The organism is Prevotella pectinovora (assembly GCF_041323955.1).
Lineage (GTDB): Bacteria > Bacteroidota > Bacteroidia > Bacteroidales > Bacteroidaceae > Prevotella > Prevotella pectinovora.
On record NZ_JBGLIV010000001.1, the window covers coordinates 686,287 to 698,789 of the forward strand.

The 12,503-nt window shown below is 45.9% G+C and carries 11 protein-coding genes and 1 tRNA gene; 7 read left to right on the forward strand and 5 right to left on the reverse strand.

The features are described 5' to 3' along the window. The first annotated feature begins 47 nt into the window (after window positions 1-47). Window positions 48-1,487: a C69 family dipeptidase gene (locus ACDC99_RS02660; protein ID WP_370755734.1), complete on the forward strand. Its 1,440-nt coding sequence runs from the start codon at window positions 48-50 to the stop codon at window positions 1,485-1,487. A 681-nt stretch (window positions 1,488-2,168) separates the two neighbouring features. On the opposite strand, the gene ACDC99_RS02665 is transcribed toward ACDC99_RS02660, so the two are convergent. Beyond that, the gene (locus ACDC99_RS02665) at window positions 2,169-2,618 is read right to left on the reverse strand and encodes a type I restriction enzyme HsdR N-terminal domain-containing protein (protein WP_370755736.1); all 450 of its coding nucleotides are present in this window, start codon (window positions 2,616-2,618) and stop codon (window positions 2,169-2,171) included. 356 nt (window positions 2,619-2,974) lie between these two features. Between ACDC99_RS02665 and holA the strand changes: the two genes are divergently transcribed. The 6 genes from holA (at window position 2,975) to ACDC99_RS02695 (ending at window position 9,278) form a co-directional block, all read left to right on the forward strand. Next, the gene (gene holA / locus ACDC99_RS02670) at window positions 2,975-4,006 is read left to right on the forward strand and encodes a DNA polymerase III subunit delta (protein ID WP_022316944.1); all 1,032 of its coding nucleotides are present in this window, start codon (window positions 2,975-2,977) and stop codon (window positions 4,004-4,006) included. A gap of 899 nt (window positions 4,007-4,905) precedes the next feature. Continuing rightward, window positions 4,906-5,388, forward strand: a complete 483-nt coding sequence (locus tag ACDC99_RS02675; RefSeq protein WP_288592178.1) for a helix-turn-helix domain-containing protein — start codon at window positions 4,906-4,908, stop codon at window positions 5,386-5,388. Window positions 5,389-5,544: 156 nt separating this feature from the next. Further along, on the forward strand, window positions 5,545-6,321 hold the full coding sequence (locus ACDC99_RS02680; protein WP_044073665.1) for a dihydroorotate dehydrogenase electron transfer subunit: 777 nt from the start codon (window positions 5,545-5,547) through the stop codon (window positions 6,319-6,321). Continuing rightward, the gene (locus tag ACDC99_RS02685; protein ID WP_022316940.1) at window positions 6,309-7,220 is read left to right on the forward strand and encodes a dihydroorotate dehydrogenase; all 912 of its coding nucleotides are present in this window, start codon (window positions 6,309-6,311) and stop codon (window positions 7,218-7,220) included. Before ACDC99_RS02680 ends, ACDC99_RS02685 begins: the two co-directional genes overlap by 13 nt. Window positions 7,221-7,717: 497 nt before the next feature. Beyond that, a complete protein-coding gene (locus ACDC99_RS02690) occupies window positions 7,718-8,998 on the forward strand; it encodes a FimB/Mfa2 family fimbrial subunit (protein WP_370755739.1) in 1,281 nt (426 codons plus the stop codon). A 205-nt stretch (window positions 8,999-9,203) separates the two neighbouring features. Next, window positions 9,204-9,278: transfer RNA gene (locus ACDC99_RS02695), tRNA-Arg, on the forward strand. 84 nt (window positions 9,279-9,362) lie between these two features. Here ACDC99_RS02695 and ACDC99_RS02700 read toward each other — a convergent pair. From ACDC99_RS02700 to ACDC99_RS02715, 4 genes are all read right to left on the reverse strand, one after another. After that, window positions 9,363-9,857: a hypothetical protein gene (locus ACDC99_RS02700; RefSeq protein ID WP_302415294.1), complete on the reverse strand. Its 495-nt coding sequence runs from the start codon at window positions 9,855-9,857 to the stop codon at window positions 9,363-9,365. Further along, complete coding sequence (locus ACDC99_RS02705) at window positions 9,854-10,600, reverse strand: hypothetical protein (protein WP_370755741.1); 747 nt, start codon at window positions 10,598-10,600, stop codon at window positions 9,854-9,856. Before ACDC99_RS02705 ends, ACDC99_RS02700 begins: the two co-directional genes overlap by 4 nt. Before the next feature lie 48 nt (window positions 10,601-10,648). Next, a complete protein-coding gene (locus ACDC99_RS02710; protein WP_289066723.1) occupies window positions 10,649-11,275 on the reverse strand; it encodes a hypothetical protein in 627 nt (208 codons plus the stop codon). A gap of 79 nt (window positions 11,276-11,354) precedes the next feature. Continuing rightward, on the reverse strand, window positions 11,355-12,338 hold the full coding sequence (locus tag ACDC99_RS02715) for a DUF6712 family protein (protein ID WP_370755743.1): 984 nt from the start codon (window positions 12,336-12,338) through the stop codon (window positions 11,355-11,357). Between the last annotated feature and the right edge of the window lie 165 nt (window positions 12,339-12,503).

Below are 12,503 nucleotides of genomic sequence, written 5' to 3' on the forward strand. Positions count from 1 at the left end.
TTATACTTTTGCATCTATAGAACCATATATTAAAATAAACAGGGACTATGGAGAAAGAAAAGATTTCAGGAAAACTTCCTTCTGAATGTACCACGATTATCGTGGGGGAGGAACAGAGTGTGGACGGTGCGAGATATCTGTGCCGCTCAAGTGATTTCGACGCTTTGATGGCTATCAACGTGGAGGTGCACAGGGATACTGACGACGGACAGGAGGAATTCGTGGCGAAGGACAGCAAGTTCCGTTGTCCGTTGCCGAAGAAAGCACTCGGCTATACCGGTCTGCCGGACTATACATATCCGGGAGAGTGGGGTAGCGCCGGATATAACACGGCTGGAGTGGGAATGAGTTCCACGGAGACTATCTTCAGCAGCGAGAAGGCTCTTGAGGCTGACCCGTATGTGGAGGACGGACTGGCGGAGAACTGTACCTACAACATTGTTTTGCCTTATGTGCATACAGCCCGTGAGGGCGTGGAGAGACTGGGAGCGCTGATTGAGGAATACGGGTCGGCGGAAGGTTTCGGCATCGGTTTTATAGATGCCAAGGAGACCTGGTATCTGGAGAATGCCGGCGGACACAGATGGCTGGCGTGCAGGATGCCAAAGGACAAGTATTTCGTGACCGGAAACCAGAGCCGCTACCGCAAGTATGACCCCGAAGACAAGGAGAATTTCCTGGCATCGGCAGATCTGATAGAGTTTGCAGAGAAGAACGGGCTGTATAATCCTGCCGACGGTGAATTTGATTTTCATGAGGCTTATTCGAGAGACGAGAAACTCGATACTACATACAACTATCCGCGCGTGTGGGGACTGCAACGGATGTTCTCGCCGGCTATAAATAACGATGTGGCGAAAAACACTTTCCCTGTGTTTGCCGAGGCTGAAAGGAAAATATCCCTTGCAGACCTGCGCAAGGCTTTCCGCTTCCACTACGACAATACCGACCACGACCCTTACCTCCACTCCAACGGCAAGGAGCCATACCGCCCGGTAAGTATCTTCCGTACTACGCAGACGCATATCATGCAGGTGCGTCCGGAGCTGCCGACGGCTATTGGCGAAGTGACATACGTGGCGTTTGGAATGGCAGACCTGAGCGTGTTCATCCCCTTCTATCAGGGAGCTACGGAGGTGGACGAGAGGTATACATATCGTGCCAATAGCGAAAGCGACGACTATTCCGCCTATTGGACCTTCCGCAAGATTGCCGCCCTGGGTATGACAGACTACAACTATTTTGCCCCGATAATAAAGAAGGCATATCTTGAACTTGAGACTGAGTTTGACGAGACGCAGCGGAAGATAGAGAAGGAATATCTCGCCACATGCAAGGAAGCTCCCGACAATGCCGTTGAGGCTCTCACGGCTGCCGGCATCGCCATGCAGAAGCGCGCATATGACTTCAGCAAGCAGCTGCTCAACACTCTATTCACCCATCTTACGAAGAAGGTGCAGGAGGAATACTTGTTTCATGGAGCGTAAAGATTGAATTGATATTTGTGATAAACCCAAAACGGTCATTAGGACGTTTTACTTTATTTTTTTATGACTGCTTGCAGTCTTTTGCTTTTTATAAGGTGTCTTTTGTCCGTTTTTAATTCGCAATAGCTCGCTATTACTCATTAAAAGCCAAACAAAATCCACTCTTCTAAAAAATCAAAATCCAAGCAAGCCCTAATGGCCGATTTGGGATAAAAGGGAGTGCCCATGGGTACTCCCTTTGTCTTCCAGATCATACGTAAACTTTTTTTGGTGGGAAAGTTTGCCCAAACAAAACAATAAACAATGACAACCGGCATTTCATGAATAAAGCATGGACTTGTTATTCGTGAAGCATGGACTTGTTATTCGTAAAACACAAATTTGAAATCCCTAAAATACAGACTTGTAATTCGTAAAATATTGACCTCGGATTCCCCCCACGCCGTGGGGAACAGAACCCCCTAATGTGGGGATGTCTTCCCCCTGGTGTGGGGGGAAATATGGGATGCCGAAAGGCATGATACTTCTATGATACTTCTGTGATACTTTTCTGTAAAATTTCCAGAAAAGTATCATCGGGTTAAGTCGTTAGTCTATAGTGTATTAGGGGCTTGGCGGTGGCCAAGAATGATACTATGATACTTTTTTTGAGGAAAATGTTTTATGCGTGTGCGTTGTCAGTTACAGATCCTCATAGCGAGGGATGTCGCTAAGGAAGGAGTAGGAACGGTTGGTATAATCGATTTTGCAGCAGTAGTGGCTGATGCCGTTGCTCACCACCAGATAGTCGGCGTGGAGTAGGGTGTTGTAGGCGAAGATCTGGTTGAAGGTCTTCTGAGAGATGGCTATCGACGGCGCTTTGTATTCTATTATCATACGCGGCTTCAGATCCCTGGAATACAACACACTGTCGCAGCGCAGCTTCTTGCCGCCGATGGTCAGCTCCACCTCGTTGGCAAGGAGGGCAGTGGGGTAGCCCTTGTGGTCTGCAAGGAAATGGATGAAATGCTGGCGCACCCATTCTTCGGGAGTCAGCGCTATGAATTTCCTGCGCAATACGTCGAGGATATACTGTCTGCCATCTTGCTGGCGCATTTTTATTTCGTAAGGAGGTAGGTTTAATCGGTTCATTTTATTAATTTTGCAATCAGAATGCGTCTTGCTGATATCGTCGCCATGACACGACAGGACGGTTGGCCCATGACGGGAGACTTCATCCTTGTGAGACGATGACCCGCAAAGGCGGCGTCTCGTGTCTATGGCAATGCAAAAGTAATGATATTTCGTGAATCTCAAAATATGAAATGTCGGAAAAGAGCAGTGATTGACCATGCTTCAAAATTCCGTGTTCACGGGAATGGTATTGGCGACGAACAGTTTGATGGCATTCTTGAGAGGGTAAGGATGTTTTGTTATTAACATTATTATACAAATAGAAAAATGTTGCAGCGAAACTGATAATGTATAAAATAGTTAAATAATATAGTATGGCTGAGAAAACAGCGACAATGACTTTTGAGAGCGTGATGTCGGATCTGAAGGCCGGCAACTACGCACCGTCGTATCTGCTGATGGGGGAGGAGGCTTACTACATCGACCAGATCGCAGACTTCATTGCGGAGCATGCGATAAAGCCCGAAGAGAGAGATTTCAACCAGCAGATAGTGTTCGGAGCCGATGTGACGGGAGCCCAGGTGGCAGACATGGCGAGGAGCTATCCCGTGATGGCAGAGAGGCAGGTGATAATAGTGAAGGAGGCGCAGAACATAAAAAACTGGGACCAGCTGGAGCGTTATCTGGAAAAACCGGCAAAGACGACTGTGCTCGTGGTGTGTTATAAAAACGGTACTATCGACGGACGGAAGAAGATCCTGACGAGATTCAAGAATGCGGGAGTGGTGTTTGAGAGCAAGAAAAAGCGAGACTACGAGCTGCCCCCATTCATTGAGGCATATCTGAAAAAGCGCACAAAGGTGACGATAGAGAACAAGGCGGCGCAGATGCTTGCCGACCATATCGGGGCAGACCTCAGCAGGCTGACGGGAGAGATTGACAAACTGCTGCTCTCGCTGGAAGAGGGAGACACGCGCATCACGCCGCAGATGGTGGAGAAGAGGATCGGCATCAGCAAAGACTTCAATGCCTTTGAACTGAGAAGCGCCATCGCAGCGAAGGATGTGGTGAAGGCGAACCTGATATTGAAATATTTTGACAGCAATCCGAAAACAGGCGGGGCGTTCGCTCTGATACCGGTGATATTCTCGTATTTCCAGAATCTTATGCTTGCCTACTACGCTCCCAACAGACAGAATGATGCCGAGGTGGCGAGATGGCTCGACCTGCGCGGACCATGGGCCGCCAAGGAGTATATGCTGGGAATGAGAAACTACAGTGGTGGAAAAGTGATGCAGATAATAGACAAAATCCGTGAGGCTGACACCAAGTGCAAGGGGCTCGACAATCCGAATACTCCCACCGGCGAGCTGCTGCAGGAGTTGATTTTCTTTATCATGCATTGAGCAGGGAATAGAGAATTTTCTGCCAGAAATGGTTACACCTTATATATATATGTCCCCTCATCACCGTTTTTCGGGTGGTGAGGGGATGCTGTTTTATGGTATCTGCACCCCGAAATGATGCGTTTTTTTACATTTTCGGTGCAGATTTTGTAAAAAGAAATGATTTTCATGAACATAAATTTTATCCTTATTTCCGCTTGAAATCAGGGCTTTGCGTGATTTTTCCTATCATGAGAATAGCATGATTCTGACATTACTTTCCCCTCGTTCGGAATCCTTTTGTTTTTGAAAAAAACGACTCTGAAAATGACTTTAAATTCAGCGTTAACAATTGTTTTGATATATCTTTGTGAAATTCAAAGATTTAAATTTTAAAACATTGAAGTTTAATTTAGTAAATGCGATTTATACATTTGAAAACTTGAATACATTTTATTAAATCAAATTCAAATATCAATATCCGAATATTTAAATATTAAAATTCATACGAATTATTATGCAGAATAAAATAAGCCTTATAAATCACTGAAAACCAATGAGTTTTATACTTTTAAAGTAGCTGACAGGGTGAATTATACAAAATATCTTACAAAATTAATGTATATTCCCTATTTACACCCCTAAATATATATAAATAACCAAATCACAGCCAGTTAATTCCGAAAATCCCGTAAACAAAGGCTTTCCGGACGTTTAGCTCCCTAAAATTCACATTTACAAATTCAAAACCTAAAAACCTGAGTTTAAAGATTTGATTTTACGAATTTACATTTAGAAATCCAATATTTAGAAAATAAAATATATTCTACATTTGTTGTGTATTCCATTTTTTTGATTTACCTTTGTAAAGTCAAACAAAATCAGGGCTACAACCCCTATTTTTACTATAAGAGAAGAAAATGAAGGACAGAATTAGACAGCTGATGGAAGCGCAGCACATGACTCAACAGACGTTTGCAAACTTCCTCGGAATATCTCCTGCCACACTGAGTGGAATTTTTCAGGGACGTACAAAACCGACTCTGAACACCGTGGACTCTATAAAGTCGAAATTTCCGAACATCAGTCTCGACTGGCTCATGTTTGGAAAAGGAATGATGTTCGTTGACGAAGCGTCGGCGGATGACTCCTCCTCTACCCCACAGGAGAGTGGTATGGCCGGTGAGCAGATGCTCGACTTCGGTGATGCTGACGGAAATGCGGGGGCAACATCGCAGCAGAGCGCCCCGATGGGCAACGCTTTCGCTACTAACGTGAGGCAGCAGCCAAAGTCGCCCGTACACACGGACATCGTATATAAGGAGAAGGAGCGCCGGAGGATAACTGAAATAAGAGTGTTTTACGATGACCAGACGTGGGAAAGCTTCGTGCCGAAGAAGTGATTATCTCGCTCTTCTGAATAATCAGACCCCAATCACGTACTGATTATCGGTTGGGGATAATGGGCTTTTTGGCGGCTTTGCAGATAATAATGTGAGCTTATCGGTAGATATTAGGGATTTTTTGCCTAATTTTGCCGAAACTTATAAATGGAACTGATGAAAAAATACGTTTTAGACCTGATTGTTTCTTCGGTTGACCATATCAATGACAAATACGTCTTGATAAAGTTGACCCATGCGGAGAAGCTGCCCGAAATGGCACCAGGACAGTTCGTGGAGATACGCATCGACGGATCTGCAACGACATTCCTGAGACGCCCGATATCTATAAACTTCGTTGATTATCAAGCAAATGAGCTGTGGTTGCTGGTGGCTGCCATAGGCGACGGCACACGTGCCTTGGCACAGCTGAAGGCTGGTGACAAGCTGAACTGCATGTTTCCTCTGGGAAACACGTTCACCATCCCTGAGAACAAGGATGCCAAGGTGTTGCTCGTCGGCGGCGGCGTGGGCGTTGCACCGCTTCTCTATTTCGGTAAAGTGCTGAAAGACAATGGTATGACACCGGTGTTCCTGCTCGGAGCGCGGTCGGCAAAAGACCTGCTGCTCCTTGATGAATACAGGAAATACGGTGAGGTGTGTATCACTACCGAAGACGGATCGGAGGGAGAGAAGGGTTTCGTGACAAACCATTCCGTGTTGCAGCGAGTGAGGTTTGACCAGATTTCCACCTGCGGACCGAAACCGATGATGGTGGCAGTGGCGAAATATGCACATTCTGAGGGTATATGCTGTGAGGCGTCGCTCGAAAACAAGATGGCATGTGGCGTGGGAGCCTGTCTGTGTTGCGTGGAAGGCACGAAGAGCGGCAACCTGTGTGTTTGTAAGGATGGTCCAGTGTTTAACGTAAATGATTTGTCATGGCAGATTTAAGGGTAAAAATAGGAAATCTGGAGCTGAAGAATCCAGTGATGACAGCTTCAGGCACATTCGGATACGGTCCGGAATATGCTGATTTCGTGGAACTTAGTGAGATAGGCGGCATTATCGTGAAGGGCACCACCCTGCATCCGAGACAGGGCAACGACTATCCGCGAATGGCAGAGACGGCATCGGGAATGCTCAACTGTGTGGGATTGCAGAACAAGGGCGTTGACTATTTCTGTGAGCACATATATCCGGAGATAAAGGATATCGACACCAATATGATAGTGAACGTAAGCGGTTCTTCGCCAGAGGATTATGCAGAATGTGCGGCAAGGATAGACGCTCTCGACAAGATTCCGGCGATAGAACTGAACATCTCCTGCCCTAACGTGAAAGACGGCGGAATGGCGTTTGGAGTGACTTGCGAGGGAGCTGCCAGTGTGGTGAGAGCCGTGCGCAAGAGTTATCATAAGACGCTGATAGTCAAGCTGTCGCCGAACGTCACGGACATTACGGAGATTGCACGTGCCGTTGAGGCAGAGGGTGCCGACAGCGTGTCGCTCATCAACACCCTGATGGGAATGGCGATAGACATAGAGAAGCGCAAGCCGATGCTGAGCATCAATACCGGTGGACTGAGCGGACCGGCGGTGAAGCCTGTTGCTCTGCGCATGGTGTGGCAGGTGGCAAAGGCTGTCGGAATTCCCGTTGTGGGACTCGGAGGCATCTGCAATGCCAACGATGCCATTGAGTTTATGCTTGCCGGAGCTTCCGCAATAGAAATCGGTACGGCGAACTTCCTGGATCCTCAGGTGACGGTGAAGGTGAAGAACGGCATCAATGAATGGCTTGACAAGCATGGATGCAAATCGGTGACTGAAATCATCGGTCAGTTGGAGGCCTGATGATTGCACCGGATGCATTATTCGGTTTGACAAAAAATCTTAGTTGATATTTTCAGCCCATCCTTTTCGAGAGATCTGGATGGGTTTATTATATCTTTTTTCTTATTTGACGTTTGCATATTTAAACATTTATTGCATTATGAAAACAAATCGAAATTGTTTGTAAGTGTTAATTGATTTTCTTTTATTGTTAACTAATGTTGCAAAATTGGCAAGGGTTTTTGTACAGAAAAATTGGGAAAAATAGGGACTTTAAGAAATTCGATGGATAATTTGAAATAAATGGAGGTGTTTCTTGTAGAAATAAATTGAAGTGTTTTTTGTCGCTTTTGTAGAAAAATATTACTTTTGTTGGAACTTAACCCCAAAACGGCATTATACCGATTCGGGATGAATTTAGCGCAAACCCATAAAATATTAATTCTATGAAGGATAAAATGCTTTTTTCTTTTGCCTTTCTGCTTGTATTGGCAATGTTTGTATCGTGTTCAAAAGATTTGGCTGATGGCGATGATGCTTTGGGTGGTGTGACACTCAGGATAAAGGCCCGTGGACAGAGCGGGGCTGCGTCGGAAATGACCGTAGCGACACCGATAAACCTGTATGTATTTGATACGGCAGGCCAATGTGTGGCATATAAATCGGTAGCTTCGGAAAAGGATGTGGCAAACTTCAAGCTTGCCGCCGGAGCGTATCGGGTGTATTCCGTGGCGGGAGCTGATGCGGCAAACTATTCGTTGCCGACAAAGGAGGAGGCTACTCCGCAGTCTGTGGTGGCGCTGAAAGAAGGAATGGCACATGGCGACATAATGGCGGCAAATAGTGTGGTGGTGCTGACGGACGGCGAGGAAACGGACGTCACGCTGACGATGAGCCGCAAGGTGTTTATGCTCCGCAACGTGACGATAAGCGATGTGCCGGAGAATGTGGCTGCGATAACGGCGGATGTCAGTCCTCTGTATGAGGGAATCAACGTGGCTGGAGAGTATTGCGGAGAGAATGGCGCCTATAGCGTGGTACTGGAGAAGGGGACTGATGGCAAATGGACGAAGCAGTGTGACGCATTCCTGATGGAGAGCGTGGGGAATCCTGTTGTGTCTTTCAATTTCACGACGACCGACGGCAAGGTGAAGACCTTCAGATATGTCAGCGACAAACCGCTGGCGGCAAACTACAAGGTGGATATGACCGTGAATTATCAGAGAGTGGCAGAACCGTTGCTGAAGTGCTTGATCAATGGTGTGTCGTGGGCCGGAGAGCAGACCTGGACAATCGATGTGAAGGAGAATGAGATGGGCGACAATACGGGCGGCGATGTGAAAGTGGACGAGACGGCTCCAGAGCAGGGCACGGTATATAAAGGTTGCTATGTGCTGAAGTCGGAGCAATCTGCGGTTTCAAGCAATATCACCATTGTGACCCTTTTGGCGCCGAAATCGAAATGTTCACTTATATTCAATGCAGATGATCAGGCCGATGTTAAGAAGGCCGTTGATGCCGGCATTGCAGAGCTGGCTGTGAAAGGAGTGGATGGCTGGAGATTGCCTACGAAGGGAGAGATGGAATATATAATGGACAATAAAGCTGATATAAACAATAATCTCAAAACATTGGGCTTGGAGCAGATATATCGTAGTCCGAATGATATTTATTATATTCTGGATACAGACAATAAGATAATGTGTATGAATGAGGTAAAGAGCTCGTTTCCTCCCAGTTCTGGTAAAGCAGGACGTAATCTCCGTCCTGTTGCCACCGTCACTTTCTTGAAAAAATGACAGATTAATCTGAGTTCTTTTCTCGCTTTGGGTTGAAGAAGCATACGTTGTTTTTCGGCTGAAAGTGAGAAAAGAGCGAAAAAATATGCAAAAGGAGTGGGGGAAAATCTGATAATCAAAGGAAAAATCAATTTTCTTGCAACTTTTCTCTATGAAATTTTGCAGTTTACAATAAAAGTACTACCTTTGCACTCCGAAAACGGTCGGTTCCGTAGCTCAGTTGGATTAGAGCAACGCCCTTCTAAGGCGTGGGTCTTGGGTTCGAATCCCAACGGAATCACTTGGGGAGGTTTAGAAGCCTCCCTTTTTTTGTGTCTGATAGTCAAGTAGTTGCGTTGTAAAGCGTTTAATATTAAAGGATGGGTCATTGCCATTCAGTGGGGTCATAACGTAAATCGGTATAAGTGTCAACGGCTATTTGGAAGAAAGCACAGGCGCAGCCTGAGAAAAAGTATTGGTCGATTTCCTGAAAGGAAATGCGAGAGTCGAGATAGATATTATGCTGCTCCTGCTTCGTCTTTTCGAGGATTAGCTTGCTCATAAACTGCCGGAACAGCTCGCGCATGGTGTCCATGCACTGCTGGCGTGCTGCCATGTCATCGATGGCGTGGCGCATGGCGAGGAAGACCGTCTTCACTCTTCGAGTGCGCGGACTGTTGTTCACCTCGATATAGCCTTGGCTTATGTCGCTGACGGCAATGATAGCCGTGGCGGACTGCAGCTGCTGCAAGGCTTCCTCGAAGCCGTCGAGTCCGCTGACCTTGGCGAAGACAAAGTCATGGGCCTTGGCGAACTTGTTTGTTTCTGTAAGGGATGCGAAGAAGGCGGTAGCATCCCAATTGATATTCTTGTCTGTCATTTCATTTGTCGTTTGATGTCTTCTACTTCTTTAGCCTTAGCGTCGAGTTCTGTGAGTGCTCGCCATGTGTCCATAGAGAGCACCGCTTCTTCTTTGGTGATGTCGCCTCCAGTGAGGGCACGGATCTGTGCATTCATGGCAGTCCGTAGCACCTCGCCGATGGGCGGTGCGTAGCCAAGGAGGTCTTCAGAAGAACTGGACATCGGTTGCAGGAAATGCGGAAACAGTCGGGAGAAGTATTGCTTCAGCGACGAGAACCAATAGAAGGCGTTGAGCAAAAGCGGTGTTGTCAGGTGGCGCGACTTAACCTTTGGATACAGAAGCGTGGCGAGGTGGTTAAGCAAAGCCTCGTTCTTGGTGTTGAGAAAGCCTTGATAATAGTTGTCGGCAGAGATGAACGTAGAGAACGGCACGCCCTGGAAGTCGGCTTCGATGGCTCGTGCTTTGCCGATTGTCCTTATTCTTATTGGGTATGGTGGGAATGATTTGAGAAAGTCAAGGGCGGTGATAGCGCAGACGAACTGATGCAAAGTCAGCGTGGCTTGCTGCTTGTCGTGTTGGACAAGGTAAACGCTGCCGTACAAACGGCAACGCACGAGGACGTTTGCCCATTGGCACAGGCACAGCGTTTGGATTTCCGCCATTGGCTTGTCGGTGGCAAGTTGGCGGAAGAAAAAGAGGAGTTGTGGGTCGGACAAGTCCGCCCACGACTTTGGGAGGGATAAATCGAAAAATGCTTCCATACTACGAAAGTACGGAAGCATTTGGGTTGGGGAAAAGACAATATAGAGTTATTCGTCAGACTCTCTTGCCTCTTGAATCTCTTTTATAGCTTGATTGTATTGCTCATATTCATTGTTATCGCACATATAAACAATATTCTCAATATTCTTATCAAAGATGGCAAACACATTATCCATTAAAACATCGCCTTTATTGTTTTTGGCTCGGTATGACACAACAGCTTTAAAACCTATGAATTCAGGTTTTTTATCCATCATGTTTTTCATCTTGTTCCCTAACTTTTGGGCTTGCTCCATTGCTTTCTTTTCTTTAGCTTGTGCTTCAGCAAGTTCAGCCTTTGCCTCGTTTAATTGGTTTCGTGAAAAGCTATCATAAGGAGATGTCCAAATTGAAATAGAAGACTTTTTTCTCTTGATTTCTTCTTGGGCTTCTGAAACTTCATTGCTTAGTTTAATCAAATCAGATGTAAGCTCCATAAATTCGGGACTATCGTATGGTGCAAAAGCACTATCGATTTTTACATCTGCAGGGTCATAACTCTCTGGAAAATAAAGATGTTTCTTTATTTCCTCTCCGGCTAAATCTTTAGCTTTCTGTTCTGGACTTTTAGAACATGAGGCAAGCATTAAGGTTATACTTGCAAATACTCCAAGTAATAAAAATAGCTTTTTCATACTTTATTATGTTTAAGATTCTTCAAAAATACGAAAATCATCGTAGATGACAAACTTTTTTAGACATTTTTTGTATTTTTCAGAAGAAATACCCACTTGAATCCTTTTTATTTTTATATCCATGGTATTCAAAGAGTTTGGCGGTGTCGGATTGCTTCCATTCAGCGAACACGTTGCCCTTGGCTAAACGTATGCTGTTCACTATGTCGATGATGCTTGGTATCGGGTATTCACGGTCAGTTATGCCCTCGACTTTGAAGATGTTGTTCCAGAAGGAGTTGGCAATTTCGATGTTGTATTTGATGGGAGCCGAGTTCTTCAGTTTTGCTTCCTTGGCGATGCCGATGAGTTGCTTGATGTTGAACCATTTACCTTTGAAAAGAGCTGCATAGTACGGTATTGGATAATACGTGCTGTCGGGAGTGGGAACACGGGAAATTATGGCAAACTTCTTGATTTTCTTTGAACGAGTCTGGAAGTCGGTCAATGGGGCTTGCGGATTGAGGAGTTCGATGCGCTCGATGTTTTCGGGGCTGACGGTATTGCGCCAGTTTGCATATAGGATATAAGGAATGATGCCGTTTTTGTCAGCCGGTGCAAAGCGGACGTAACACGCCTGTTTGCGCACGATGCGGACAATGCGACTGGCATCCTCATTGAGGATGATCACGCTGACGCAAAAGCCGAAGTGCTTGAAGTCCTGGCACACGCCGAGGAAGTAACTTGCGAGGTCGTTGTCCAGCATAAAGTCATCCACTTGCGCCTGCACTTGTGCGGTGGCAAGTTCTGTGTCATAGACAAGTCCGCTGCCATAGCAGACTTCAGCGTTGAACATCTGGCAAGTGCTCATTGTCTCGTCAGACTCGATGAGGTCGATGATATTGTATGGCATCTGATTGTCACCTCCCCACGGGATGTACTTCATCTTGTCGTTGATGATTATTGGCGCGATGTTGTGCTCCTCCTTGAAGACTTCAGATGTCTTGGCAGTGAAGGCTGCGGAGGCGTGGGCACCAGGGATGGTGACAACGGATGTTGGTGGAATATATGAAAAATCGCTCATATCTTGCTTTTTTAGGGCAAAGATATGAGCGAATGGGAGGTGGGGAAAAGACAAGGCTAATTCTTAATTCCTTAGGAATTATATGCTTTTATATTAAAAGGCTAATCTTTAATGCGTGAAAATCAATCGTGGTTTATACGAAAAGTTCTAAAATAACGTTATTCC